The 25067-nt window shown below is 71.4% G+C and carries 25 protein-coding genes; 14 read left to right on the forward strand and 11 right to left on the reverse strand.

Annotated elements, in window-relative coordinates; genetic code table 11:
• The first annotated feature begins 65 nt into the window (after positions 1-65).
• The 6 genes from STRTUCAR8_RS01585 (at position 66) to STRTUCAR8_RS01610 (ending at position 4133) form a co-directional block, all read left to right on the forward strand.
• Positions 66-320 carry a YkoF family thiamine-binding protein gene (locus STRTUCAR8_RS01585; protein WP_078507086.1) on the forward strand — a complete coding sequence of 85 codons (255 nt, stop codon included), beginning with the start codon at positions 66-68 and terminating at the stop codon, positions 318-320.
• Positions 317-697 (forward strand): helix-turn-helix domain-containing protein, encoded by a 381-nt coding sequence (locus STRTUCAR8_RS01590; protein ID WP_006373632.1) that lies wholly within the window; start codon positions 317-319, stop codon positions 695-697. The genes STRTUCAR8_RS01585 and STRTUCAR8_RS01590 overlap by 4 nt, the downstream gene beginning before the upstream one ends.
• 156 nt (positions 698-853) lie before the next feature.
• A complete protein-coding gene (gene uraD / locus STRTUCAR8_RS01595) occupies positions 854-1375 on the forward strand; it encodes a 2-oxo-4-hydroxy-4-carboxy-5-ureidoimidazoline decarboxylase (protein WP_006373627.1) in 522 nt (173 codons plus the stop codon).
• Between the two features lie 5 nt (positions 1376-1380).
• Positions 1381-1803: a hydroxyisourate hydrolase gene (uraH, locus tag STRTUCAR8_RS01600; RefSeq protein WP_006373623.1), complete on the forward strand. Its 423-nt coding sequence runs from the start codon at positions 1381-1383 to the stop codon at positions 1801-1803.
• 7 nt (positions 1804-1810) lie between these two features.
• Positions 1811-2746 (forward strand): factor-independent urate hydroxylase, encoded by a 936-nt coding sequence (pucL, locus tag STRTUCAR8_RS01605; protein WP_044471459.1) that lies wholly within the window; start codon positions 1811-1813, stop codon positions 2744-2746.
• A gap of 13 nt (positions 2747-2759) precedes the next feature.
• Entirely contained in the window at positions 2760-4133 is a 1374-nt protein-coding gene (locus tag STRTUCAR8_RS01610) for an 8-oxoguanine deaminase (protein WP_006373639.1), read from the forward strand.
• Positions 4134-4223: 90 nt separating this feature from the next.
• Here STRTUCAR8_RS01610 and STRTUCAR8_RS01615 read toward each other — a convergent pair whose 3' ends face one another.
• The 5 genes from STRTUCAR8_RS01615 to STRTUCAR8_RS01635 form a co-directional block, all read right to left on the reverse strand.
• Positions 4224-5039, reverse strand: coding sequence for a chitosanase (locus STRTUCAR8_RS01615; RefSeq protein ID WP_044471461.1), 816 nt, complete (start codon positions 5037-5039; stop codon positions 4224-4226).
• 104 nt (positions 5040-5143) lie between these two features.
• The gene (locus tag STRTUCAR8_RS01620) at positions 5144-5566 is read right to left on the reverse strand and encodes an acyl-CoA thioesterase (RefSeq protein WP_006373641.1); all 423 of its coding nucleotides are present in this window, start codon (positions 5564-5566) and stop codon (positions 5144-5146) included.
• Positions 5567-5668: 102 nt separating this feature from the next.
• A complete protein-coding gene (locus STRTUCAR8_RS01625) occupies positions 5669-6322 on the reverse strand; it encodes a hypothetical protein (RefSeq protein WP_006373638.1) in 654 nt (217 codons plus the stop codon).
• A 62-nt stretch (positions 6323-6384) separates the two neighbouring features.
• Entirely contained in the window at positions 6385-6930 is a 546-nt protein-coding gene (locus STRTUCAR8_RS01630) for an HAD domain-containing protein (RefSeq protein WP_006373628.1), read from the reverse strand.
• 48 nt (positions 6931-6978) lie between these two features.
• On the reverse strand, positions 6979-8187 hold the full coding sequence (locus tag STRTUCAR8_RS01635; protein WP_006373626.1) for a pyridoxal phosphate-dependent aminotransferase: 1209 nt from the start codon (positions 8185-8187) through the stop codon (positions 6979-6981).
• Positions 8188-8273: 86 nt separating this feature from the next.
• Here STRTUCAR8_RS01635 and STRTUCAR8_RS01640 point away from each other — a divergent pair, with 86 nt between their 5' ends.
• Positions 8274-8918 (forward strand): winged helix-turn-helix transcriptional regulator, encoded by a 645-nt coding sequence (locus tag STRTUCAR8_RS01640; RefSeq protein WP_006373634.1) that lies wholly within the window; start codon positions 8274-8276, stop codon positions 8916-8918.
• A 134-nt stretch (positions 8919-9052) separates the two neighbouring features.
• Here the strand turns inward: STRTUCAR8_RS01640 and STRTUCAR8_RS01645 are convergent, their stop codons facing one another.
• The 3 genes from STRTUCAR8_RS01645 to STRTUCAR8_RS01655 are packed head-to-tail and all read right to left on the reverse strand — an operon-like array spanning position 9053 to position 12746.
• Complete coding sequence (locus tag STRTUCAR8_RS01645) at positions 9053-9916, reverse strand: hypothetical protein (RefSeq protein WP_006373640.1); 864 nt, start codon at positions 9914-9916, stop codon at positions 9053-9055.
• Complete coding sequence (locus tag STRTUCAR8_RS01650; RefSeq protein WP_006373624.1) at positions 9916-11181, reverse strand: VWA domain-containing protein; 1266 nt, start codon at positions 11179-11181, stop codon at positions 9916-9918. Before STRTUCAR8_RS01650 ends, STRTUCAR8_RS01645 begins: the two co-directional genes overlap by 1 nt.
• 47 nt (positions 11182-11228) lie before the next feature.
• Positions 11229-12746 (reverse strand): IucA/IucC family protein, encoded by a 1518-nt coding sequence (locus STRTUCAR8_RS01655; protein ID WP_006373633.1) that lies wholly within the window; start codon positions 12744-12746, stop codon positions 11229-11231.
• 137 nt (positions 12747-12883) lie between these two features.
• Between STRTUCAR8_RS01655 and STRTUCAR8_RS01660 the strand changes: the two genes are divergently transcribed.
• The 4 genes from STRTUCAR8_RS01660 to STRTUCAR8_RS01675 all read left to right on the forward strand — a co-directional run bounded on the left by STRTUCAR8_RS01660 (position 12884) and on the right by STRTUCAR8_RS01675 (position 18021).
• Positions 12884-14407 (forward strand): IucA/IucC family protein, encoded by a 1524-nt coding sequence (locus STRTUCAR8_RS01660; protein WP_006373629.1) that lies wholly within the window; start codon positions 12884-12886, stop codon positions 14405-14407.
• 169 nt (positions 14408-14576) lie between these two features.
• Complete coding sequence (locus tag STRTUCAR8_RS48655) at positions 14577-16781, forward strand: protein kinase domain-containing protein (RefSeq protein ID WP_006373631.1); 2205 nt, start codon at positions 14577-14579, stop codon at positions 16779-16781.
• 44 nt (positions 16782-16825) lie between these two features.
• Positions 16826-17737 (forward strand): HipA family kinase, encoded by a 912-nt coding sequence (locus STRTUCAR8_RS01670; RefSeq protein WP_006373625.1) that lies wholly within the window; start codon positions 16826-16828, stop codon positions 17735-17737.
• Positions 17734-18021: an Rdx family protein gene (locus STRTUCAR8_RS01675; protein WP_044471460.1), complete on the forward strand. Its 288-nt coding sequence runs from the start codon at positions 17734-17736 to the stop codon at positions 18019-18021. Before STRTUCAR8_RS01670 ends, STRTUCAR8_RS01675 begins: the two co-directional genes overlap by 4 nt.
• A gap of 15 nt (positions 18022-18036) precedes the next feature.
• Here the strand turns inward: STRTUCAR8_RS01675 and aceB are convergent, their stop codons facing one another.
• Positions 18037-19668, reverse strand: a complete 1632-nt coding sequence (gene aceB / locus STRTUCAR8_RS01680; protein WP_006373637.1) for a malate synthase A — start codon at positions 19666-19668, stop codon at positions 18037-18039.
• A gap of 141 nt (positions 19669-19809) precedes the next feature.
• Positions 19810-20409, reverse strand: a complete 600-nt coding sequence (locus STRTUCAR8_RS01685; protein WP_006373618.1) for a nucleotidyltransferase family protein — start codon at positions 20407-20409, stop codon at positions 19810-19812.
• A 195-nt stretch (positions 20410-20604) separates the two neighbouring features.
• Between STRTUCAR8_RS01685 and STRTUCAR8_RS01690 the strand changes: the two genes are divergently transcribed.
• Positions 20605-20892 carry a DUF5955 family protein gene (locus STRTUCAR8_RS01690; RefSeq protein ID WP_234372613.1) on the forward strand — a complete coding sequence of 96 codons (288 nt, stop codon included), beginning with the start codon at positions 20605-20607 and terminating at the stop codon, positions 20890-20892.
• 348 nt (positions 20893-21240) lie between these two features.
• On the opposite strand, the gene STRTUCAR8_RS01695 is transcribed toward STRTUCAR8_RS01690, so the two are convergent.
• Positions 21241-22047: an IclR family transcriptional regulator gene (locus STRTUCAR8_RS01695; protein ID WP_006373619.1), complete on the reverse strand. Its 807-nt coding sequence runs from the start codon at positions 22045-22047 to the stop codon at positions 21241-21243.
• Between the two features lie 284 nt (positions 22048-22331).
• On the opposite strand from STRTUCAR8_RS01695, the gene allB reads away from it, so the two are divergent.
• Together allB and alc are read left to right on the forward strand one after the other, a co-directional pair.
• The gene (gene allB / locus STRTUCAR8_RS01700; RefSeq protein ID WP_044471464.1) at positions 22332-23672 is read left to right on the forward strand and encodes an allantoinase AllB; all 1341 of its coding nucleotides are present in this window, start codon (positions 22332-22334) and stop codon (positions 23670-23672) included.
• Between the two features lie 78 nt (positions 23673-23750).
• Positions 23751-24872, forward strand: coding sequence for an allantoicase (gene alc, locus STRTUCAR8_RS01705; RefSeq protein WP_044471465.1), 1122 nt, complete (start codon positions 23751-23753; stop codon positions 24870-24872).
• The last annotated feature ends 195 nt before the right edge of the window (positions 24873-25067 follow it).

The raw sequence follows: 25067 nt of genomic DNA on the forward strand, positions 1-25067 counted from the left end.
CGCGGAGGAGTCCGTTAGGGTCGTGTCCGAGTGGCCGGGACACGACTGACGGAAGAATGTGCACAGTGCGACTGCGAGTGGAGTTCACGACCGAGCCCTTCGACCTCGACGAGGCCCCCGCACACGCGCTGGTCGCCCGTGAGGTCATCGAGGCGGCCGAACTGGACGCGGTGGACGTCGGCCCGTTCGGCAACACCGCAGAGGGGCGCGCCGACGCCGTACTGACCGCCGTGGACGCGCTGCTGCGCAGGACCCTGGAGGCGGGCGCCACCCGGATCTCGCTCCAGGTCAACGTGATCGACGGCGAGGGCGGCCGATGACCGGCGCCGGGGACGGGTCCGTCGGCGAGGCCTTCGTCGCGGCCGTGAAACCGCTGGTCGACGCCATGGGGGGCGAGCTGCTCGCGCCCGGCCGGGCCGGCCCCGACGACGTCGTGCTCGCCTGGGAGGGCGCCGACGTGATCGCCGTACGCCTGCCCCAGCTCGCCGACTCGCTCGATCACATCCTGGCCGCGCTGGAGCGAGGGCACGGCAGGCCGCTGGCCGAACTGGACCGCAAGGCCAAGCAGGAGATCGTACGGATGCTGGAGGCGCGCGGCGCCTTCTCCGTGCGGCACGGCGTCGAGACCGTCGCGGGCGCCCTCGGGGTCAGCCGCTTCACGGTCTACAACTACCTGAACCGCGAGAAACAGGCCTGACAGGCGCGGCGCGGAAGGTGCCGTCACCCCAGTTTTTCAACAAAGTGTTGACGTCCCGTCGCCGGAAGGCGTTAGCTGTGCGCAGCCGGTCCGTCGTGTCTCACCGCACGCACCCCCCGGCCACGCCCAGTACGCACAAGGCCACGGAGGCTCGCCGTGACGTCGAGTACGTCGAGTACGACCCCTGGCGGTCTCGCCCGGTTCAACGCCCTGGAGGAGTCCGCGGCCCGCGCCGCTCTCCACGAGGCCTGCGCCTCGACGGCCTGGGGACGGCACCTGCTCGCGAAGCGGCCGTACGCCACCGCCGAGGACCTGTACACCGCGAGCGACGCCGCGACGGCCGGGCTGACCGCCGACGACCTCGCCGAGGCGATGGCCGGGCACCCGCCGATCGGCCGCCCCAGGCCCGGTGACCCGACCTCCGCCCGCGAACAGCGGGGTATGGCCGGCGCCTCCGAGGAACTGAAGGCGGAGATGCTCGAACTCAACCTCGCCTACCAGGAGCGCTTCGGCCATGTCTTCCTGATCTGCGCGACCGGCCGGACCGGCGAGCAGATGCGCGACGCGGTGCGGGAACGGCTCGGCAACACGCCGGAGCGGGAGAGGGAGATCGTCCGCACCGAACTGGGAAAGATCAACCGCATCCGGCTGGGCAGTCTCGTACAGGAAGAGCGGTAACAGACATGAGCACCGACGCCGACGCCGTCGATCCCACCGCCCTGGTCGCCTCCGTGTCCACGCACATCCTGGACACCAGCGTCGGCCGCCCCGCCGCCGACGTCGCCGTCCGGCTCGCAGCGCGCGGCGGGCGCGACGCGGCCTGGCGGGCGCTCGGCGGCAGCGCGACCGACGCCGACGGGCGGTGCAAGGACCTGCCGGCACTGCCGGAGGGCACCACCCATGTGCGGCTCGACTTCGAGGTCGAACCGTACCTGGAGAAGAAACAGGCCGATCCGCAGCAGGACGCCCCCGCGAATCGGGACAGCGGTGCGGCGGGAGCGTTCTTCCCGGAGGTGGCGATCACGTTCGCCGTCGTGCCGGGTGAGCACTACCACGTACCGCTGCTGCTCAACCCGTTCGGCTACTCCGTATACCGAGGGAGCTAGCAGCACCATGACCGATGCAGCCAGGAACGACTCAGCAGGCGGCGCCCGCCCCGTGTTCCTCGGGCAGAACCAGTACGGCAAGGCCGAGAACCGTGTCGTGCGCGTCACCCGCGACGGCGCCACCCACCACGTCAAGGACCTCAACGTCTCCGTGTCGCTCTCCGGCGACATGGACGAGGTCCACCTCTCCGGCTCGAACGCGAACGTCCTGCCGACGGACACCACCAAGAACACGGTGTACGCCTTCGCCAAGGAGCACGGCATCGACTCCGCCGAGCAGTTCGGCATACATCTGGCCCGGCACTTCGTGACCAGTCAGGAGCCGATCAAAAAGGCGCGCATCCGGATCGAGGAGTACTCCTGGGAGCGGATCGGGACGGCGGGCGAGGGCGAGCACTCCTTCGCCCGGCAGGGCCGGGAGACCCGGCTCACCCAGATCACCTACGACGGCTCGTCGTGGGAGGTCGTCTCCGGGCTCAAGGACCTGGTCGTGATGAACACGACCGACTCCGAGTTCTGGGGCTACGTCAAGGACAAGTACACGACGCTCCCCGAGGCGTACGACCGCATCCTGGCGACCCAGGTGTCCGCGCGCTGGCGCTTCAACTGGTCCGACGAGGAAAGGGAGATGCCCGACTGGGAGGAGTCCTACGCGCAGACCCGGGGGCATCTGCTGTCGGCCTTCGCGGAGACCTACTCGCTCTCGCTCCAGCAGACCCTGTTCCAGATGGGCGCGCGGATCATCGAGCACCGGGGCGAGATCGACGAGGTGCGGTTCGCCCTCCCCAACAAGCATCACTTCCTGGTGGACCTGAAGCCGTTCGGGCTCAAGAACGACAATGAGGTCTACCTCGCCGCCGACCGGCCGTACGGCCTGATCGAGGGCACGATCCTGCGTGACGGCGCCGAGCCGCGCATCCCCGCCGACCTCACCAACCTGTAAGGACGTCCCTGCGATGGTTCAGCGCATCGTCATCGAGAACTGCGCGGTCGCGACCGTGGACGCCACCGACACCGAGTACGCGTCCGGCCATGTGGTGATCGCCGGCAACCGTATCGAGTCGGTCGGCGCGGGCAGGGCCCCCGAGGGCCTCGCGGACGTGGTCCGGCGCATCGACGCGAGCGGCCACCTCGTCACCCCCGGCCTCGTCAACACGCACCACCACTACTACCAGTGGATCACCCGGGGCCTGGCCACCGACCACAACCTCTTCAACTGGCTGGTGGCGCTGTACCCGACGTGGGCGCGCATCGACGAGCCGATGGTCCGCGCGGCGGCGCGGGGCTCGCTCGCCATGATGGCCCGCGGCGGGGTCACGACCGCCATGGACCACCACTACGTCTTCCCGAAGGACTCCGGCGACCTGTCCGGCGCGATCATCGGCGCGGCCCGCGAGATGGGCGTCCGCTTCACCCTCGCGCGCGGCTCGATGGACCGCAGCGAGAAGGACGGCGGTCTGCCCCCGGACTTCGCCGTCGAGACCCTGGAGGGCGCGCTCGCCGCCACCGAGGCCACCGTCGACGAACACCACGACCCTTCCTTCGACGCCATGACCCAGGTCGCGGTCGCCCCCTGCTCACCGTTCTCCGTCTCCACCGAACTCCTGCGACAGGGAGCCGAGTTGGCGCGGCGCAAGGGGGTACGGCTGCACACGCACGGCTCGGAGACGGTCGAGGAGGAGCAGTTCTGCAAGGAACTGTTCGGCATGGGACCGACCGACTACTTCGAGTCCACGGGCTGGCTCGGCGAGGACGTGTGGATGGCGCACTGCGTCCACATGAACGACTCGGACATCGCCGCCTTCGCCCGTACGAAGACGGGTGTGGCCCACTGTCCGTCCTCCAACGCCCGGCTGGCGGCGGGCATCGCACGCGTCCCCGACATGCTCGCGGCCGGCGTCCCGGTCGGCCTCGGCGTCGACGGCACCGCGTCCAACGAGTCCGGCGAACTCCACACCGAACTGCGCAACGCCCTCCTCATCAACCGCCTCGGCGCGCACCGGGAAGCGGCCCTGAACGCCCGTCAGGCCCTGCGCCTCGGTACCTACGGGGGTGCCCAAGTCCTGGGCCGGGCACGGGAGACGGGGTCACTGGAGGCGGGCAAGCTCGCCGACCTGGTCCTCTGGAACCTGGACACGCTCGCCCACGCGTCGATCGCCGACCCCGTCACCGCTCTCGTCTTCGGTGCGGCGGCCCCGGTCACCGCGTCGTTCGTGAACGGCGAACAGATCGTCGAGAACGGGCGGTTGCTGCACGTCGACGAGGACGAGATCGCCCGCTCGACACGTGCGGAGGCCCGGCGGCTGGCCGCCATCGCGGCGCGCGCCTGAGGTGCCGGGCGCGTCCTGAACAGGCCGCGCGTACAGACCTCCGGCCGAGGGGGACGGCCCTCGGCCGGAGTTTCGCCGTCACGCCATCGGTCAGCCGATGTAGTAACTGTCGCCGTACACCTTCCAGTCGAGCGGCGGATCCAGGTTCAGGTTCCCCTGGCCGAGGAAGACGCGCTGGGCGGTGTCCACCCGGCTGGTGTCCTCGTGGGCCGTCTCCTGCCGCATCGCCCACACCCGGGCGTCGAGGAACGCCTCCAGATACGTCGTCTCGTCGCCGCCGTCGGCCGGGCTGGCCGCGCTCGTACGGGCCCGGTCGCGGATCCCGCCGAAGGAGAGGCTGTCCGCGCCGGGGCCGTGCATGACCATGGCGTCGTAGTAGGCGAACTGGCCGAGTGTGCCTACCCCGTCCTTCTTGGCGCGGGCCACGGCCGGGTCGAAGTAGACGCGGTCGCGCTCGTCGTCCTGGGCCTCCCGGAAGGCGGACGTCTTGGCCGCCTTGCGCCAGGCGGCGGGGAAGCCCGGGTCGAGACCGTCGTGCGAGTCCGTGCCGTCCACCGCGCGCAGGGCGGGCAGCCAGGTGGCCAGGACGTTGTCCGGGTCCCGCTCGGTGTACAGCTCGACCAGGGCCAGCAGGTCGCTCGTACCGGAGCAGAAGCCGATGATCCCGGCGGTGTAGCCGCGCCCGTCGCCGATGTCCTGGATGTACGAGTACTGGGCCCGCCAGTCCAGGGACGAGTTCTCCGCGCTGCACACCAGCCGCATCGCGATGTCCTTCTTGGCCGGGTCGTCGAGCCCGCTCCCGGCCGCCTCGGTGGTCGCGCCGGACGCGATCCGCTGGGTGGTCAGGATCGCGGTGGCGCCGAGCGCGGCCAGCAGCGTACGACGGGCGGCGGCTCTGTGCATCATCGGCACGGGGATCTCCAAGAGGGGCGCGACGGGAAGAGGTCGAGGGTCGCGCGCCAAGTTGGGAAAGCCGTGGGGTGATGGTAGGAGGTCGCTGTGAGTACCGCTCAGAGGCCGAACAGCCGTGGCTCCGACGCCAGGGCGCGGAAGTACTTCTTCGGGTCCGCGACGAGCTTGCGTGCCTGGAGGTCCATCAGCCCGCCGACCGCCGTGAGCTCCGCCGCGACCGTGCCGTCGGCCTTGCGGATCGTCTGCCGGATACGGAAGGTCTTGCCCTCGCCCCAGACGAAGTCGCAGGTCACCTCCACCTTGTCGCCCGCGAGCAGCTCTCGCCGGTAGCGGATGGTGGTCTCCAGGGCCACCGGTCCCACGCCTTCGGCTATCAGCTCCGCCTGACTGATCCCGGCCGCGTGGAGTAACGACCAGCGGGCGTGCTCCGCGTAGTTGAGGTACACGCTCTGGTTGACGTGCCCCTGCATATCGGTCTCGTACCCGCGCACGGTCACCGGGACGGAAAACGGTTCGGCCACGACTTCCCCTTCACGACTGCTCGACAACTCGACTTCACCACGAGGGCGCAAGAGTACTGAGCGGTCGCTCACGGTCGTCAACTGCCTTGGCCTGTCGGGCCGTTACTTGCGCCGGGGTGACGCCAGCAGATAGCGCGCGCCGGTACGCGGTTCGGTGTGCTCGCCGACCTGCCAGCCCGCCTTCTCCAGGGTGGCCGCACAGGCCCGCAGCGCGTCACCGTCGGGCTCGCGCACGGCGACGGCCTCCGGCTGCGGGGTCGCCCGCACCCGGTAGCCGCCACCGGTCCCGGCACCGCCCCCGTCCTCGGGGCGGTGCCCGGCCGCCTCCAGCGCCAGCGCGGCGGCCTGCACCAGATGCGTACGCTCCCAGCCGCACGGACGGTCCGTGGCGCCGTCCGTGTTGGTCATCCGGCGCAGCTCCAGCAGCCCCTGCCAGGCACTGTGCACCTCACGGGTCCGGGCGGGCCCGGCGGCCGGTATCTCCTCCTCGCCGCCCACCCGGGCGGCGAACACCCCAGGGGCCCCGGAGGCGGGGACGGCCTCGGCAGGGGCAGGCGTGTCCGTTTGCCGGTCCTCCTCCCGTACGCGATGGCCGGTCGGCGTCAGGAAGTGGGCGTGCGGCGGCCGTGGGTGCCGGAAGGCGAGCCCTCGCTTCACGAGCGCGGCGAGCTGGAACTCCGTACCCCGCAGCCGTCCGGTGACGGGGTCGGCGGCGTCGATGACGCGTCGCTGGGCGGGGGTCGGCGGACGGGTCATGGCGCACTCCTCCCCGGTTGTCGGCTGCTGAGGTCGAACGGGCGATTCGACCTTTTCGAAGCCTACGACCCGGGTCTGACATCGCGAGCCCAGCGCTCCAACTCGGCGAACTCGCGCTCCCCGAGACCCCGGCGCGGGTCGATCCGCAGAAGAAGCGCCGGCCCGGCGTGGTGTTCGGCCACATGGCGGACGTCGAGGTCGGTGATCAGGTCGTCGACCCAGACGAAGGGGCGGCCGTCGGCCCACTCCACCACGCGCCGTGTCTTCCAGAGAAGGCCGTCGGGGTCCTCGGTGAACAGGTTGGTGAACTCGATCACGGGGAGGGTCGCGGGCAGGCCGATCGCCGGGCCGATCATCTGGTTCGCCTCGTGCATCCAGGCCGTGGCCCACGCCAGGTCGTACGGCAGAGCGAGCAGTCGGGCGCCGTGTCCCGGGTGCAGCCGGATGCGCAGGCCCCGCCGGAGCCGGCGCGAACCCGGTTTCTGCCGTGCGGACCAGTTGGCGGGGTGCACCCGGCGGGTCACGTATCCCCGGTGGCGGAGCAGCCGGGCGCGGAACGGGTTGAGGGGGCCGTCGACGTCGAGGAGCAGCAGCGGTCGGTCCGTCATGGGGAAGGGCTACCCATGACGGACGCCGGTGGACCGCCCCGGTCGGCGTTACTGCCGATAACCGCTCAGGAACCGCCCGATCCGGCTGATCGCCACTTCCAGGTCGTCCGCGTACGGGAGCGTGAGGATGCGGAAGTGGTCGGGGGAGGGCCAGTTGAAGCCGGTCCCCTGCACCACCTGGATCTTCTCCTGGAGTAGCAGGTCCAGGACGAACTTCTCGTCGTCGTGGATCTTGTGCACGGCCGGGTCGAGGCGCGGGAACGCGTACAGCGCGCCCTTCGGCTTGACGCACGAGACGCCCGGGATCTCGTTGAGGCGTTCCCACGCGCGGTCGCGCTGTTCGCGCAACCTGCCGCCGGGGGCGGTGAGTTCGTGGATGGACTGGCGGCCGCCGAGCGCGGCCTGGATGGCGTACTGCGCGGGCGCGTTGGGGCACAGGCGCATCGAGGCCAGCATGGTGAGGCCTTCGAGGTAGCTGCGGGCGTGCTGCTTCGGGCCGGTCACCACCAGCCAGCCCGAGCGGAAGCCGGCCACGCGGTACGTCTTCGACAGACCGCAGAAGGTGAGGACGACCAGGTCGGGGGCGAGCGCGGCGGCCGAGTGGTGCACCTCGTCGTCGTACAGGATCTGGTCGTAGATCTCGTCGGCGAAGACCATCAGGCCGTGTCGGCGGGCCAGGTCGAGGATGCCCTCGATGATCTCCTTCGGGTAGACCGCGCCGGTGGGGTTGTTCGGGTTGATGATGACCACGGCCTTGGTGCGGTCGGTGATCTTCGCCGCCATGTCGTCCAGGTCCGGGTACCAGTCGGCCTGTTCGTCGCAGAGGTAGTGGACCGCCTTGCCGCCCGCGAGGGTCGTGACGGCCGTCCAGAGGGGGAAGTCCGGGGCGGGGACGAGGACTTCGTCGCCGTCCTCGACGAGGGCCTGGACGGCCATCGAGACCAGTTCCGAGACGCCGTTGCCGAGGAAGACGTCGTCGACGTCGACCTCAAGGCCGCGGTCCTGGTAGCGCTGGGCGACGGCCCGGCGGGCGGAGAGGATGCCGCGTGAGTCCGTGTAGCCGTGGGCCTGCGGCAGCATGCGGATCATGTCCTGGAGGATCTCCGGCGGTGCCTCGAAGCCGAAGAGCGCGGGGTTGCCGGTGTTGAGGCGGAGGACGCTGTGGCCCGCCTCCTCCAGTGCGTCTGCGTGCTCGATCACCGGTCCGCGGATCTCGTAGCAGACCTCACTGAGCTTGCTCGACTGCCGGAACTCCATGCGCTTACGCCCCTCCGGTTCGTGTGTTGCTTGGTTTTACCAAGCTTCTGCTTGGAAAGTCCAACAACATGTCTAGACTGCGTCGCATGTCACCTCGCCGAAGCTACGACCAGCACTGTTCCGTCGCTCGCGCCCTCGATGTCGTCGGCGACCGCTGGACTCTCCTGATCGTGCGGGAGTTGCTGGCCGGTCCGCGCCGCTACACCGACCTGCACACGGACCTGCCGGGCGTCAGCACGGACGTACTGGCATCGCGGCTCAAGGACATGGAGCGCGAGGGCCTCACGACCCGGCGCAGGCTGCCCCCGCCGGGCGCCGCGTACGTGTACGAACTCACCGGCCGGGGGCGTCAGTTGCTGCCCGTGCTGCAGGCGCTGGGGGAGTGGGGCGGACCCGAGCTGGGCGAGCGGCGCGCCACGGACGCCGTACGGGCCCACTGGTTCGCGCTGCCGTTGCTGCGCGGGCTGGGCGCGGTGGACGGGGCCGGCGGCGGAGGGCTCGTCGAAGTCCGGCTGGAGGAGGGCGAGTTCCACCTGTACGTGGGTGCCCAGGACGTTCCGGTGTACGGAGCAGGCCCCGCGCCCGAGGAGCCCGACGCCCGCCTGTCGATGGACACCGGCACCTGTGCGGCGGTCGGCCGGGGAGACATGAGCGTGCTGGACGCCGTACGGGACGGACGTATCGAGGTGACCGGCGACGGAACGCTCGCCAAGGCCCTGCGCGAGGCCTGAGGCGAACGGGGCAGGCGGGGCGAAACGGGGCCTGAGGCGGCAATGACCGCCTGATGCGAAACCGCGCCCGAGACGGCACATGCCCGCCGTGCGACTGTGCGCGGCGGGCATGTTGACGAACCGTCAGCTTCGGGTCACACGCCCGGCGGAACCCGCCTCGGCCGGCCCGAGCCGCGCGTCAGGGCGTAGCCGCCGACGCCCGCCAGTGCGGCCAGCGCACCGCCGATCGCCGTCCAGACCCAGCGGTCGGACCACCAGCCGGAGGACCAGCCGTCGTCGGGCTCGATGCTCGACAGCACCGCGGACGCCGTCGAACTGTCGTCCGCGTCGTCGGAGTTCTCGGATTTCTCGGACTTGACGGCGATCCCGGGAACCAGCGGCTCGGCCAGCGAACCGTCCACGGCCGCCGCACCGCCGATGTCCTTCGAGTCGACCCGCACTTCGGCGCCGACCGGGAGGCCGAGGTCGGAGGTCGGCAGGTTCACGGCCGTCAGCCGGACGTAGTACGTGCCCGGCAGCGGGTCGTTGGCCCACTGCTCCGACCAGGCACGGACCGTGCGCAGGATGCACGCCAGCTCCACGGACGCGGTGCCCGAGGCGGCGGTGCGCGTCTGCGCGCCGTACTGGCAGGCCTGACGGCGCCGCAGACCGTCGTACACGTCGAGCTGCCATGTCTCCGACGCGTGGGTGTCCGGCAGCTTCACCGTCGCCTTGACGGTGGGGCGTTGACCGGAGTCCGCGGGAAACGACCAGTACATGTAGTCGCCCGCGGAACCACTCGCGGTGGCCTGCTGCCCCTGGTCGATCTCCGTCGCCGTACGGAACGACGTGCCCGCCGAGGTGGGGGCCGAGCTGCCGTCCGACGGGCTCGGGGAGGGTGAGGCGTCGGCGACGGCCGGGGTCGCGGCCAGCCCGAGCAGCAGCACTGCCGAGCCCAACACGCGCGTGCCGCGCAGCAGTTGTCTTCCTGGAACTCGCATCACTCGTACGACTCGCATCAGTTGGTCCTCCAGACCGAGACCCGCAGGCGCGAGATCCAGCCCCACAGGACACCCGTGAGGAAGCCGAACAGGACGAGCGCGCCCAGCAGCCACCAGCCGCGGCCGAGGCCGAAGGAGGCCACGTCGCTCGCCGGGCTCGGGCCGTCGACGACGTCGACGGTCATTTCGAGCGGCAGACCGGGCGCGGACTTCACACCACCGGCCGCCGAGAAGGAGTTGGTGACCTGGAGACACACCGTCTCGGCCGCCGGCTTGTCCTCGTCGTCGGTATCCGCCTTCGCATAGCGCAGGCCCGTCGAGATGACATCCGTACGGCCGGTGCCGTTGCCCTCGCCACGGACGATCTCACGGCCGTGCGCGGTCATCGCCCGCAGCAGCACCCCGTAGTCGGGGTTGACGGCCCGGTCGGCGGACACGCTCACCGAGGCGCGCAGTTCCTGCCCCGGCAGGACGTCGACACGGTACCAGCGCTGCTGTCCGAACTCCTCACGGTCCGTGTACAGACCGGACTTCACCGCCGGAGCGCCTGGGCATCCCGCCGCACCCTCGACGGCCACCGGTGTCACCACCGGGTCGGCGGCCCGGACGACCAACTGGTTTACCTTGTCGGTGAGTTCTTCCGTGTGCTCGACCGAGGTGTACGTCCCGCCGGTCGCCTCCGCGATACAGCTGAGCTGCTGCCGCATCTTGGTGTTCGGGACCAGACCGAGGGTGTCGATGGTGAGACCGATGCCCTTGGCCGCGATCTCCCGGGCCACCTCGCACGGGTCGAGCGGCGCGCAGGTGTCCTCGCCGTCGCTGATGAGCACGATGCGCTTGGTGCCCTCACCGCCGTTCAGGTCGCCGGCGGCCTTCAGCAGCGAGGGGCCGATCGGCGTCCAGCCGGTGGGCGTGAGCGTCGCGACCGCCGCCTTGGCCTCCGTGCGGTCGAGCGGGCCCACCGGGTAGAGCTGCGCGGTGTCCTTGCAGCCCTCCTTGCGGTCGTCGCCCGGGTAGTTGGCGCCCAGCGTACGGATGCCGAGCTGGACCTCCTCGGGTGTCGCGTCCAGCACCTCGTTGAACGCCTGCTTCGCCGCGGCCATCCGCGACTGGCCGTCGATGTCGCGCGCCCGCATCGAACCGCTGACGTCGAGCAGGAGGTTGACCTTGGGTGCGAGTGCGGTGGTTTCGTCGGCGACGGCTTCGCCCGGGACCGCGATCCCGGCCGCCAGGGCGACGAGCAGGGCGCAGGCGCCCGCCGCCAGCCGTTGTCTTGTGATCATCGACGGATCCTATTGACCCTGGGCGACCCGCTTCAAAACGGGTCCCGTCAGCTGCCCTCTTTCGTCACCTCTCCCAGCGGGTTGGGCAGTTGGGTCCACAGATCCCCGGGCGAGCCCGGCGACAGCCGCATCAGGGTCAACGCCTTGGTGGGCAGCGGCTGTTCGAGCAGCGCCAGGAGATCGGGCGTGCGCGGCAGCCCTCGTACGGCCGCCTCCAACGCCTCCCGCAGCGCCGCCTCGGAACCGGCGGTCGCACCCAGCGCCCCCGCCACCAGCGAACCGAACAGCTTGCGGCGCAGGGCGGGTTCGTCGTCGGTGACGATCCGTCCGGACAGCTCCGGCGGCGCGATGCCGTGGTGGGCCAGCCGGGCCGGACTGACCCTGATGTCGGCGAGGTCGCGGTAGACGAGCCGCAGCGGGTTCCCGGTCGCCGACAGCACGACGAGGAGATTCTGACCGTGGGCCTCCAGGGCGACACCCAGATCGAGCAGGCGCAGACCGACGGTGAGGGCGAGCCGGGTGAACTCGGCCATCCAGGAAGGAGATCGAGGAAAGCCGGTGGCGGCGAGCGCCCCGACGGGCACGACGTACTCACCCGCACCCGGGTCCGCGTACAGGTCCGGCGGCTCCCGCAGCACCGCCGCCAGATCGGGGGAGGCGTCGGTGACCGCGCCGAGGGTGCGGGTGATGTGCAGCAGCCCGTCGAGACGCGCGGCCATGGACTCCATGAACGCCGACACCGTCCCCGCCGTCTCGATCGAGTACGGCGAGATGTCCCGTACCGAGGAGGTGAGCCGGGCGCTCAACGCCGTCTTGACGTGCGGTCCGCCCTCCGGGAGAGCCAGACTGCGCAGGGACATCAGCGGATGCGCGGACAACCCACCCCGGGTGGGAAGTTGGAGCACATGCTCCGCCTGCCAGGGATGCACCGGAATCAGCGGACGCCCCCCGTCCCACAGCCACTCGGGCCACTCGCCCCGCACCGCGCTGTCGTCCGCCGCCACCAGTGCCAGCTCCACGACCGGCCGGTGCTCGGGCCCGTACGCGAGCTGCTCGGCCACCGAGAACCCGGGCCGGGAACGGCAGTTGGGGTGGAAAGGATGCCCGTCCACGACCCGCTGCTCCCATTCCCAGCTCGTCACGGGATCACCCGAGACGTCCTCCTGATTCGCCCGCGACAGGGCCAACGAGGCGACACTGTGGCCGAGTTCGACAGCGAAGGCGGGCCCGTGCGGGACGCCCAGGTCCGTCATCAGCCGCGCCGGGTCCTCGTACGACACCGCCCCGAGGCGGGTCCCGAGCCGTACGGCGCCGACCCGGCCGTCGACGGTGTACGGATCGGCGTACGGGCCCTCCAGCCGGCGGCCGTCCGCCAGCAGGAGACCCCCACCGTTCTCGCGGCGGACGATCCACGGCAGCGGGTCGTGGACGAGCGCCCGCCACAACCGGGTCAGGACGGCGGCCCGCGCGCCGGGCAGCTCGGCCGCGTACCGGGGGACGAGGCCGGGCCGCACGGCGGCCAGTTCGTCGGCGACCTCGGCCTCTGCGCTGGAGGGACGGTGCACGGGCGGGCTCCTCGGGTGCGGGTTTGGCTGCGGGTATGTGCTGGTGAGCGGGCGTGGACGACGACAGACATACTGATCGCCGACGCAGCGCGGGAAACCGCAACCGTAGGCAAGCACCGTAAGAAACGAGGGAACGCGTGGACCCCACCAGGCCCCCCACCGCACCCCCGGCGACGCCCGCCACCCCCGACGCACCGGACGGCACCGGAGCGCGCGCCGACGCCTACGCGACCGCGCCCCTGCTCAACTGCCTGCTCCGGGAGGTGGCGCAGCCGCTCCCCGGCCCGGGCGAGTCGCACGTGTACCGGCTGCCGAGCGGGGAGCGCCTGCTGCGCGTGCGCGGGGGACGGCGGCCGGCCGCGCCCGAGGTGAACACGGGCGACGGCACCTGGCACCCGGTCGGACACGCCGAACTCGTCAAGCTCGTGGCCGAGGAACTCCAGGCGCACACCGGCCTGTCCAACCCCGAACTGCCCGCCGAGATGGCCGACAGCCGGGACGCGCTCGCCGCGCTCCTCACCGCCCGCGACCGCGCCACCCCGCCCGACGACCCGTACCGGCGCTCCGAGCAGTCCCTCCTCACCGGGCACCCCTACCACCCGGCGCCCAAGGCGCGCGGCGGCGGCCCGGTCGCGGGCTGGCTGCCGTACGCCCCCGAGGCGTACGCCGCCTTCCCGCTGGTGCTGCTCGGCGTGCGCGAGGACGCGGTCGCCGAGGAGGGCGACGTGTCCGCCCTGGACGCCTTCGGCACGGCCCCGCCCGGCTACCGGCTGCTGCCCGCCCACCCCTGGCAGCTCGACCTCGTCGGCCCGGGCCTGACGGACGCCTTCGCGGACGGCCGGCTGATCAGGCTGGGCACGACCGGGTTCGACACCTGGCCCACGGCGGCCGTCCGCACGCTGTACGCGCCCGAGCACGACCTCTTCGTCAAGTTCAGCCTCGACGTCCGCATCACCAACGACGTACGCCGGCTCTGGCGCCACGACCTGCTGAATCTGCGCCGTACGGACGCGGCGGTCGTCGCCGCTGCCGAGGGCCGGCCAATCTGGCTCAGCGACCGCGGCTACCGCACCGCCGACTTCGCCTTCGAGGAACTGGCGGTCCTGGTCCGCGACGGCCTGCGCGACCATGTCGTCCCGGGCGCCACCCCGCTGCTCGCCGCCGCGCTGGTCGAGGGCTTCGACGGCAACCCGCTCGACGGGCTCGCCGACCCGGCCGCCTGGTGGGCGGCGTATCTGCGCTGTGCCGTTCCACCGGTCGTCGAACTGTTCGCACGTTCCGGCGTCGTCATCGAGGCCCACCTCCAGAACTGTCTGATCGCGGTCGACGCCCAGGGAACCCCGGTACAGGCCCTGTACCGGGACGCGGAGGGCGTGAAGCTGCTGCCGGACGTGACGCGGGCGGCGGGCTGGGAGCGGCTCGTGTACTGCCTGGTCGTCAACCACCTCACCGAGGTCGCCGAGGCGCTGCGGGAACGCCACCCGGGCTTCGACCCCTGGCAGGCCGTACGCCGGGAACTGGCCCGCCACGACCTCCCCGAGGTCGCCGCACTCCTCGCCTCACCCACCCTGCCCGGCAAGACCAACCTGCTGCTGCGCTGGACCGGCGCCGACGGCGCCGACGCCCGCTATCTGCCCCTGCGGAATCCGCTGGCGGAGTGAACTGGCGGGGCGAAAGGGAACCGTTCCGGACCCGATGACGTCATGAGCGGCACATCTAGACTGATGGCCGGTAATGGAGAGCCTCGTGGCTGATCATGGCCGCACGACGGGAACGGGGGCCGGGGCGATGAGTTCCCACAGCCGGACCGAGAGGCGAGATGGGGGAGTCATGAAACCGCTCGGAGCAGGTGATCCCGCCTCGGTCGGCGAGGGCAGATACCGGCTGGTCGGACGGCTCGGCCAGGGCGGAATGGGCGTCGTCTACTTCGGCCGGTCGCGGTCGGGCCGGGCGGTGGCCGTCAAGGTCGTACGGCCCGAACTGAGCACGGAACCGGGCTTCCGCCGCAGATTCGCCGACGAGGTCGCGGCGGCCCGCCGCGTCGGTGGCTTCCACACCGCGCCGGTCGTGGACGCCGACCCGGAGGGCGAGCCAGCCTGGCTGGTGACGGCCTACATCCCCGGCCCCACGCTGCGGGACGTGCTCGACCAGGTGGGCCCCCTGCCCGCGGACACGCTCACGGTGCTGGCCGCCGGCCTCGCCGAGGCGCTGGCCGCCATTCATCAGGCCGGGGTCATCCACCGCGACCTGAAGCCCGCCAACATCATCGTCGCGGAGGACGGCCCCCGGGTCATCGACTTCGGCATCGCGCGGGCCCTCGACGGCGCGGCCCTCACGCAGACCGGCTTCCAGATCGGCACGCTCGGCTTCCTCGCGCCGGAGCAGCTCGTCGGTGGCACGCTCACTCCCGCGGTGGACATGTTCGCCCTGGGCGTGGTGCTCAGCCAGGCGGCGGGCGGCGCTCCCTTCGGCGACGGGGGGTCGGCCGCCTGGGCCTACCGCGTCGTCCACGAACAGCCGGACCTCACGAACGTGCCCGACCCGCTGCGCGGACTGGTCGCGGCCTGTCTGGCCAAGGACCCGCTCGACCGCCCCCGCCCGTCGGAGTTCCTCGACCAGCTCACAGTCCGGCATCCGTCGGACACCTGGCTGCCCGCCGAGGCGACCGCGCTCATCCGCAGGCAGGCCCCCGAGGCGGACCTCGCGGCAGCGGACCGCCCGTCCGCCGCGCCCACCGACCCGCGCACGGCCGCGTCCGCGCCGCCGGTCGGCGAAGGGCAGGCCCTGGCCGTCGATCCGCGTACGACGGTGTCCGCGCCGCCGGTCACCGGTGGACGGGCCTCGGCCACCGACCCACGAGCGACCGTGTCCGCGCCGCCGGTCGCCGAACGGCAGGCACCGGTCACCGACCCCCGCTCCGCCACGTCGGCCCCGACGACGCCTGCCGAGGGCCGGACCGTGGCCTCCCATCCCCGGACCGTCCAGTCGCCGCCCGGCCCCGGCTTCGGGCCCCCGCCGGTCCTCACACCGGAGCCGGTCCCGTCCGGTGACCCCGGGGTACGGAGGGGCCGCCGAGGGACGGTCGCCGTAACGACGCTGCTGGTCGCGGCGGCCGTCGCGGGGCTGCTCGTGTGGCATCCCTGGACCGGTTCCGACGATCCCGGAACCGACAAGGCCGGCGGCGCCTCGCCGTCGCACGCGCGATCGACCCCCGCCGCGTTCCCCGACGACCCACTGCTGGTCCGGCTGGACACGGACCCCGGATCGTCGGAATGCCACAGTGTGATCGGCCGCCGCGACTCCACCAAGGACAACCCCGAAAAGCTGATCGACGGGACCTGTGACGCCCTTCCGCAGTGGTCCCCCGACCACAGTTCGTTCGCGTTCACCCGCAAGACGGCGCAAGGGTCGGCCGTGTGGACGGCGAACGCGGACGGCAGCGGCGCCCGCCGGATCGCCGCCATCTCGGGCGGCCGGGTCTCCTGGTCCCCGGACGGCGAGCGACTGGCCGTCCTGCGCCGCGCGGACGGTGTGCAGCAGCTGTTCGCCGTGAACGTCTCGGACGGCTCGGCGCAGCAACTGACGCACGGTTCCGGCAAGGTGGAGGACCCGGCGTGGTCCCCCGACGGCAAGCTCATCGCCGTCTGCCTGCAGAAGACGTCGGGCTGGCAGGTCCACGTCGTCGATCCGGACCGGCCGGGCGCCGAACCCCGGCAGGTCACCAACCAGCCCCGGCGGGCGCTGGACGCCGTCTGGTCCCCGGACAGCCGCTACTTCGCGTACACCGCCGGAGCACCCGGCGAGGGGACGGGAGGAGACATCCGTATCGCGAAGGCCGACGGCAGCGACGACAAGTCGCTGGTGCGGACGGCCGCCCAGGAGATGGACCCGGTCTGGTCACCGGACGGCAAGTGGGTGGCCTTCGTCCGCGGGCCCTTCGACCGGCCGGCGATCTGGGCGATCCGCGCGGACGGCACGGGCGCCCGCAAACTCACCACCGGCAGCACACCGGAGGGGCATCCGTCCTGGCGCTGAGAAATGCCGTCTCGGCTGTCACCCCTGGTCACTATGCTCGCGGCATGAGAGAGGTCACGGCAACCCGCTACGTCGAGCCCCTGAGGTCGGGCGGTTCCGTCCCAGGGGTGGTCGAGGCCGACGACCTCGGCACCTACGTCGTCAAGTTCACCGGCTCCGCGCAGGGCCGCAAGGCACTGGTCGCCGAAGTGATCGTCGGAGAACTGGCACGCGCCCTTGGGCTGCGCTTCCCCGAACTCGTCCTCGTGCACTTCGACCCGGAGATCGCCGACGAGGAACCCCACCAGGAAGTACGGGACCTGCACAGCGCCAGCGCCGGCCTGAACCTCGGCATGGACTACCTGCCGGGCGCGCGGGACTTCACCCCGGAGGTCGCCGCGCGCTGCACGGTCGACCCGCTGGAGGCCGGGAAGGTCATCTGGCTCGACGCGCTGACCGTCAACGTCGACCGTACGGTCCACAGCTCCAACCTGATGATCTGGCCGACGCTCGGCATCGCGCCCCCGCGCCTGTGGCTCATCGACCACGGCGCCGCCCTCGTCTTCCACCACCGCTGGGACGGAGCCGACCCGACGAGGGCCTACGATTTCCGCCACCACGCCCTCGGCCACTACACCCCCGACACCCGGGCCGCCGACGCCGAACTGGCTCCCCGGGTGACCGAGGACCTCCTGCGCGGCATCGCCTCCGAAGTCCCTGATGCCTGGCTGGCCGGCGAACCGGGCTTCGCGACACCGGACGGCGTCAGGGAGGCGTACGTCGGTTACCTGCACGAGCGCGTCCGGGCCTCGGCGGCCTGGCTGCCCACCGACTTCCCCACCCGGGAGGAACTCGCCGCCGAGGAGGCCCTTCGGGCGGCGAAGACACAGCGAGGCCGCCCGAGTTGGCTCAAACGGGTCCCCGACCTGCACGGCAGACCGGCGGCGGAACAGGATTGGTCGGTGCATCTCGGATGAGCCCTCAGGCACCCGTCGTACAGATCGAGTACTGCACCCAGTGCCGTTGGCTGCCCCGTGCGGCCTGGCTGGCACAGGAGCTGCTCACCACCTTCGAGACAGAACTCGGCGAGCTGTCACTCAAGCCGGGCACCGGCGGAGTGTTCGTCGTCCGGGTCGACGACGAGGTGGTCTGGGACCGCAAGGAGCAGGGCTTCCCGGAGCCCACGGCCGTGAAGCAGGCGGTACGCGACCGAGTGGCCCCGGGAAAGTCCCTGGGCCACTCGGACAAACCTGCGGAGTGAGCTGACCGGAACGCGTCAGCCGCGCAGCTGCTCGTACGCCGGCAGGGTCAGGAAGTCCGCGTAGTCGTCGTCGAGGGCCACGGTCAGCAGCAGGTCGTGGGCCCGCTGCCAGTTGCCTGCCGTGAAGGCATCCTCGCCGATCTCGGCGCGGACGGCCGCGAGTTCGGCGGCGGCGATCTCGCGGGCCAGCTCCGGAGTGGCCTTCACCGTCTCTCCCGCGTGCTCGAACTCGACGCCCGCGTTGATCCACTGCCAGATCTGCGAGCGGGAGATCTCGGCGGTGGCCGCGTCCTCCATGAGGTTGAAGATGGCGACGGCGCCGAGCCCGCGCAGCCACGCCTCGATGTAACGGATGCCGACCTGCACGGCGTTGACGAGTCCGTCGTACGTCGGCTCGGCCTTCAGGGAGTCGACGGCGATCAGGTCGGCGGCCTCGACATGGACGTCCTCGCGGAGCCGGTCCTTCTGGTTCGGCCGGTCGCCGAGGACCGCGTCGAAGGAGGCCATGGCGATCGGGACCAGGTCGGGGTGGGCGACCCAGGAACCGTCGAAACCGTCGCCGGCCTCCCGGTCCTTGTCGGCCTTGACCTTCTCGAAGGCCACCTTGTTGACCTCTTCGTCGCGCCGGGACGGGATGAACGCCGCCATGCCGCCGATCGCGTGCGCACCGCGCTTGTGGCAGGTACGGACGAGGAGTTCGGTGTAGGCGCGCATGAACGGGGCTGTCATCGTCACGGCGTTGCGGTCCGGGAGGACGAACTTGGCGCCGCCGTCACGGAAGTTCTTGACGATGGAGAAGAGGTAGTCCCAGCGGCCCGCGTTCAACCCCGAGGCGTGGTCGCGGAGTTCGTAGAGGATCTCCTCCATCTCGTACGCGGCCGTGATCGTCTCGATGAGGACGGTCGCGCGGACGGTGCCCTGCGGGATACCCACGTAGTCCTGCGCGAAGACGAACACGTCGTTCCACAGGCGGGCTTCGAGGTGCGACTCGGTCTTCGGGAGGTAGAAGTACGGGCCCTTGCCGAGGTCGAGCAGCCGCTGCGCGTTGTGGAAGAAGTACAGGCCGAAGTCGACGAGGGCGCCGGGCACCTGCTCGCCGTCGAGCTGGAGGTGACGCTCGTTCAGGTGCCAGCCGCGGGGCCGCATGACGACCGTGGCGAGGTCGCCGGCCGCCTTCAGGGCGTACGTCTTGCCGCTCTTCGGGTCGGTGAAGTCGATGTTCCGGGTGTAGGCGTCGGCCAGGTTGACCTGCCCGAGGACCACGTTCTCCCAGGTCGGCGCGGAGGCGTCCTCGAAGTCCGCGAGCCAGATCTTGGCGCCCGAGTTGAGGGCGTTGATCGTCATCTTGCGGTCGGTCGGGCCGGTGATCTCGACGCGTCGGTCGTTCAGGGCGTCCGGAGAGGGGGCGACCCGCCAGGAGTCGTCGGCGCGGATCGCGGCCGTCTCGGGGAGGAAGTCGAGGGTCGAGGTACGGGCGATCTCCGCGCGGCGCTCCGCACGGCGCGCGAGGAGTTCGTCACGCCGGGGCGTGAACCGCCGGTGCAGCTCGGCCACGAAGGCGAGCGCCGCGTCGGTGAGCACCTCCTCCTGCCGGGGCAGGGGCTCGGCGTCGACGATGGCCAGCGGGGACGGCGCTGGTGCGGACATGAGCGGTCACTTCCTTCAGCGGTTTGCTGTGAGCTGCTGTGAGCTGCTGGGAACGAATGTTTCTGATCAGTGGATGCTAGTTTCCTCATCGTGGAAGTTCAATCATTTGTTGACGTCGAGATTCTTGGTGGCGAGTAGCCATCACCCGAGGCGGTCCAGGTCGGACGGGGTGTCGATGTCGTACGGCTCCGCCACGTCACCGCACTCGACGAGGGTGATCGTGTCCTCGTGCGCCCTGAGATAGTCGCGGGCGCCGCGGTCGCCCACCGCTGAGGCCGCGACGCCCGTCCAGTGGGCGGCGCCGAACAGCACCGGATGCCCCCGCGTGCCACCGTACGAGGCCGCCACGAGGGACTCCCCGGAGGTGTACGCGGCGAGCACGCGGGCCATGGCCTCCGGCCCGACGTCCGGCTGGTCGACCAGCGAGACGAGGGCCGCGCCGGCGTGTGTGCCGCGCAGCGACGCCAGTCCGGCCCGCAGCGAGGACCCCATGCCCTGCTCCCACTCCGGGTTGTCCACCAGCACGCACCCGGGCAGGACGGCCCGCTTCCGTACGTCGTCGGCCCGGGCCCCGAGGACGACATGGACCGGGGTGCAGCCCGCCGTGCGCAGGGCGTCGGCCGCGCGTTCGACGAGAAGACTTCCCCGGTGTTCCAGCAGGGCCTTGGGCCGTCCGCCGAGCCGTCGCCCCCCGCCCGCCGCGAGCAACAGCCCTGCCACCTGGTCCGGTTTCTCCGTCATGCCTCCTGCATACCTGACCCGGCGCCGGACCGCCGGTGTTCACGGGCTGAATTTCGGTCCATGGTGTGGCGCCTGTCGCGTGGTTGGCGTTTACTGTCCCGCGTCCCCGGCGCCCGACCATCGCCATGGGGGCGTGCGGGGCGCTTGTGGGGCCAGTGGGGGAGAGCTGTGTTGCGGAGCTTGGGACAGAGGTCGGTGACCGGCAGCGACGAGGATCCGAGGGTGGCGGAGTTGCGGACCGCGGTGTCCCGGCTGCGCCGTGAACTCGCCGCGCACCCGGCCGAGTTCCCCGACCGCGGCATCGCCGAGGACGAACTGGCCTGTCTGGCCGCGATGGCGATAACGGGCAGCCCCGAAGTCCCGCGCCTGCGACGCTCGTTACTCCTGATCGCCGGCGCGATCGGCTCGGTCAGCGCACTCGCCCGGGGCCTGTCGGACGTCCGCGCGGCGGTGGAACTGTTCGGCGCCCCACCGCGTCGCTGAGAGCCCCGCCGGACCCGTGCGTTCGAGTACTGCGGCCCGGTGGGGGCTGGTCGCGCGGTTCCTCGCGCCCCTGCCGGGGGTGCTGTGCCGTCGGTGGGTGGCCGGAGGGCAGTGGGTGCTTCCGTGCGGGGAGGATCCGCTCGGTCGGACACGTGCGTTCGAGTGCCGCGGCCCTGTGGGGGCTGGTCGCGCAGTTCCCCGCGCCCCTGAGGGCGCGGGCCGCTGGGGCGGAGATCAGTGGGTGGGGCTGGCCGGGCCGGCGGGGGTCCCCAGCAGGTCGGTGGGGGCTGGTCGTGCGGTTCCCCGCGCCCCTGTCGGGGCGCTGTGCCGCCGACAGGGGGCCGGAAATCAGGAGGTCGGGCTGCCCGAGCTTGCCAGGGTCACCGACAGTTCGGCGGCGACCTGCTTCAGTACGGGCACGATCCGTTCCGTGGCTTCCTCGGTGACCCGGCCCGCAGGGCCCGAGATCGAGATCGCGGCGGCGGTGGGGGAGTCGGGGACGGAGACCGCGAGACAGCGGACGCCGATCTCCTGCTCGTTGTCGTCGACCGCGTAACCGAGGCGGCGCACGTCCTCCAGGGCGGCCAGGAAGTCGTCCGGGGTCGTGAGCGTCTTCTCCGTCGCGGCCGGCATGCCCGTACGGGCGAGCAGAGAACGCACCTCGTCCGGCGGGAAACCGGCGAGCAGTGCCTTGCCGACGCCGGTGGAGTGCGGCAGGACGCGCCGGCCCACCTCGGTGAACATGCGCATCGAGTGCTTGGACGGAACCTGCGCCACATACACGATCTCGTCGCCGTCCAGCAGCGCCATGTTGGCCGTCTCGCCGGTCTCCTCGACCAGCCGGGCCAGATAGGGGCGGGCCCAGGTGCCGAGCAGCCGGGACGCGGACTCGCCGAGGCGGATCAGGCGCGGGCCCAGCGCGTACCGGCGGTTGGGCTGCTGCCGTACGTAACCGCAGGCCACGAGCGTGCGCATGAGCCGGTGGATGGTGGGCAACGGCAGCCCGCTGCTCACGGACAGTTCACTGAGGCCGACTTCACCGCCCGCGTCCGCCATGCGCTCCAGCAGATCGAAGGCACGCTCCAGGGACTGGACACCACCGCCGGCGGCGGCGGGTTTGGCGGCGTCGGTGGAGCTGGCGCTGGGCGTCGGCACGGCGCGTTCCTTTCACGGCTGACAGGCGATGGTGCAGCCTACCGGTCGGTTGCTTGACGGCCTGCTGGTGTGTGGCTACGTTCTGTTTTCCGGAACTCTAATTCCGTCTTGTGGAAATATCCAGGTCGCCGCTCCGGTTGGCGTCGGACCGGGTGGGTCGGCAGGGTGGCTCTTGACGGTGTGGGGTGGTCGGTGAAGACTCCTTCAACAGAACGTTGAATTCCGTTACGTGGAAGTTAACGGCGGGATTCACGGTGACAGAGGTACAGAGAGGGGTGTCCGGCGTGTCCGACATCGAACTGGTGTTGCGCTCGACGCGCGTCATCACGCCCGAGGGGACACGCGCGGCCACCGTCGCCGTCGCCGACGGCCGGATCGTGGCCGTACTCCCGTATAAGGCCGACGTACCGTCCGGCGCACGTCTGGAGGACTTCGGCGACGACGTCCTGCTGCCCGGGCTGGTGGACACCCACGTCCACGTCAACGACCCCGGACGCACCGAGTGGGAGGGCTTCTGGACCGCCACGCGCGCGGCGGCGGCCGGCGGCATCACCACCCTCGTCGACATGCCCCTCAACTCCCTCCCGCCGACGACGACGGTCGACCACCTCCGTACGAAGCGGGAAGTGGCCGCGGACAAGGCGCACATCGACGTCGGCTTCTGGGGCGGCGCGCTGCCCGACAACGTCAAGGACCTGCGCCCGCTGCACGACGCCGGCGTCTTCGGCTTCAAGGCGTTCCTCTCACCGTCCGGCGTGGACGAGTTCCCGCACCTCGACCAGGAGCGGCTCGCCCTGTCGATGGCCGAGATCGCCGGCTTCGACGGACTGCTCATCGTGCACGCCGAGGACCCGCACCACCTCGACACGGCCCCGCAACAGGGCGGCCCGGAGTACGCGCACTTCCTCGCCTCGCGCCCGCGCGGCGCCGAGGACCGGGCGATCGCCGGCCTGATCGAGCAGGCGAAGCGACTGAACGCGCGCGTGCACGTCCTGCATCTGTCGTCGAGCGACGCGCTCCCGCTGATCTCCGCCGCGAAGGCGGACGGGGTGCGGATCACCGTGGAGACGTGCCCGCACTACCTGACCCTCACCGCCGAGGAAGTCCCGGACGGAGCCAGCGAGTTCAAGTGCTGCCCGCCCATCCGTGAGGCCGCCAACCAGGACCTGCTGTGGCAGGCGCTGGCCGACGGCACGATCGACTGCGTGGTCACCGACCACTCGCCGTCCACCGCCGACCTCAAGACCGCCGACTTCGCGACGGCGTGGGGCGGCATCTCGGGGCTCCAGCTGAGCCTCGCGGCGGTGTGGACCGAGGCGCGACGGAGGGGCCACTCCCTGGAGGACGTCGTGCGCTGGATGTCCACGCACACGGCCGCACTCGTCGGACTGGACGCGCGCAAGGGTGCCATCGAGGCGGGCCGGGACGCCGACTTCGCGGTACTCGCGCCGGACGAGACGTTCACCGTGGACCCGGCCGCCCTCCAGCACCGCAACCGCGTGACGGCGTACGCGGGCAGGACCCTCAGCGGTGTCGTCCGCTCGACCTGGCTGCGCGGTCAACGCATCGTGGCGGAGGGCGAGTTCACCGACCCGCAGGGGCAACTCCTCACCCGTACCCCCTGACCGGCGCCCTCCCGGCACCCGCAACTCCCGGCACCCGCAACGGCCGACTCCGAAGTGCGAAAGGCAGAACTGATCACCGTGACCGCGACTGTGAGCTTCACCGGCGACGCGAACCCCTACGGAGGCGGTGACCCGTACGCGGACTACCGCACCGCGGACTTCCCCTTCACCCAGTACGCCAACCTCGCCGACCGCCGCCTCGGGGCCGGGGTGATCGCCGCCAACGACGAGGTCTTCGCCGACCGCGAGAACATGCTCGTGCCCGAGCCCGCCGAGTTCGTGCCCGAGCACTTCGGCCACAAGGGCAAGATCATGGACGGCTGGGAGACACGGCGCAGGCGCGGCGCGTCCGCCGAGCACCCGTGGCCGACGGCACAGGACCACGACTGGGCGCTGGTACGGCTCGGCGCGCCCGGCGTCGTACGCGGCATCGTCGTCGACACCGCCCACTTCCGCGGCAACTACCCGCAGGCCGTGTCGGTGGAGGGCGTGTCGGTGCCCGGCTCCCCGTCCCCCGAGGAACTGCTGGCGGACGACGTGAAGTGGACGACGCTGGTGCCGCGCACGAAGGTCGGCGGTCACGCGGCGAACGGCTTCGAGGTGTCGCTCGAACAGCGCTTCACGCATCTGCGGGTCAACCAGCATCCGGACGGGGGCATCGCGCGCCTGCGGGTGTACGGCGAGGTCGCCCCCGACCCGGCCTGGCTGGCGGCGCTGGGCACCTTCGACGTGGTCGCCCTGGAGAACGGCGGCCGGGCCGAGGACGCTTCGGACCGCTTCTACTCACCGGCGTCCAACACCATCCAGCCGGGGCGCTCCCGCAAGATGGACGACGGCTGGGAGACGCGCCGCCGCCGCGACCAGGGCAACGACTGGATCAGCTACCGGCTGGTGGCCCGGTCGGAGATCAGGGCCGTCGAGATCGACACCGCGTATCTGAAGGGGAACAGCGCGGGCTGGGCGACCGTGTCGCTCCGCGACGGCGACGACGAGAACGGCGAGTGGACGGAGATCCTCCCGCGCACCCGCCTCCAGCCCGACACCAACCACCGCTTCGTCCTGCCTGCCCCGGCGACGGGCACGCACGCGCGGGTGGACATCTTCCCGGACGGTGGGATCTCGCGCCTCCGGCTGTTCGGATCCCTGACGGAGGAGGGCGCGGCGGAACTGGCGGCCCGGCACCGGGAACTCGGGGGCTGACACCGCCGGGCCTGGTGGACACCGTCGAGGGCGACGAAGGAAGCGAGGGCGAGGGCGCTGAAGGCGGATAGCTGACCTCTGCGGCGCTCCTCCCTCAGTCCCTGCTCGCCCCCGAACTCGTCGACGAGGTCCAACCGTTCACCTTTCCGGTCGCCCTGGGTGCGTGCCGTGACGGCAGGTGACACGCCAAGAGGT

It is taken from the genome of Streptomyces turgidiscabies Car8 (assembly GCF_000331005.1).
Lineage (GTDB): Bacteria > Actinomycetota > Actinomycetes > Streptomycetales > Streptomycetaceae > Streptomyces > Streptomyces turgidiscabies.

Bases quoted from the DNA above. Each gene is read 5' to 3' on its own strand.
- STRTUCAR8_RS01645 (WP_006373640.1), bottom strand. From the start codon at position 9,916: ATGCGAGTCGTACGAGTGATGCGAGTTCCAGGAAGACAACTGCTGCGC.
- aceB (WP_006373637.1), bottom strand. From the start codon at position 19,668: ATGTCCGCACCAGCGCCGTCCCCGCTGGCCATCGTCGACGCCGAGCCC.
- STRTUCAR8_RS01625 (WP_006373638.1), bottom strand. From the start codon at position 6,322: ATGACCCGTCCGCCGACCCCCGCCCAGCGACGCGTCATCGACGCCGCC.
- pucL (WP_044471459.1), top strand. From the start codon at position 1,811: ATGACCGATGCAGCCAGGAACGACTCAGCAGGCGGCGCCCGCCCCGTG.
- uraH (WP_006373623.1), top strand. From the start codon at position 1,381: ATGAGCACCGACGCCGACGCCGTCGATCCCACCGCCCTGGTCGCCTCC.
- STRTUCAR8_RS01640 (WP_006373634.1), top strand. From the start codon at position 8,274: ATGTCACCTCGCCGAAGCTACGACCAGCACTGTTCCGTCGCTCGCGCC.
- STRTUCAR8_RS01590 (WP_006373632.1), top strand. From the start codon at position 317: ATGACCGGCGCCGGGGACGGGTCCGTCGGCGAGGCCTTCGTCGCGGCC.
- STRTUCAR8_RS01635 (WP_006373626.1), bottom strand. From the start codon at position 8,187: ATGGAGTTCCGGCAGTCGAGCAAGCTCAGTGAGGTCTGCTACGAGATC.
- STRTUCAR8_RS01610 (WP_006373639.1), top strand. From the start codon at position 2,760: ATGGTTCAGCGCATCGTCATCGAGAACTGCGCGGTCGCGACCGTGGAC.
- STRTUCAR8_RS01675 (WP_044471460.1), top strand. From the start codon at position 17,734: ATGAGCCCTCAGGCACCCGTCGTACAGATCGAGTACTGCACCCAGTGC.
- STRTUCAR8_RS48655 (WP_006373631.1), top strand. From the start codon at position 14,577: ATGAAACCGCTCGGAGCAGGTGATCCCGCCTCGGTCGGCGAGGGCAGA.
- STRTUCAR8_RS01630 (WP_006373628.1), bottom strand. From the start codon at position 6,930: ATGACGGACCGACCGCTGCTGCTCCTCGACGTCGACGGCCCCCTCAAC.
- STRTUCAR8_RS01615 (WP_044471461.1), bottom strand. From the start codon at position 5,039: ATGATGCACAGAGCCGCCGCCCGTCGTACGCTGCTGGCCGCGCTCGGC.
- STRTUCAR8_RS01670 (WP_006373625.1), top strand. From the start codon at position 16,826: ATGAGAGAGGTCACGGCAACCCGCTACGTCGAGCCCCTGAGGTCGGGC.
- STRTUCAR8_RS01650 (WP_006373624.1), bottom strand. From the start codon at position 11,181: ATGATCACAAGACAACGGCTGGCGGCGGGCGCCTGCGCCCTGCTCGTC.
- STRTUCAR8_RS01685 (WP_006373618.1), bottom strand. From the start codon at position 20,409: ATGACGGAGAAACCGGACCAGGTGGCAGGGCTGTTGCTCGCGGCGGGC.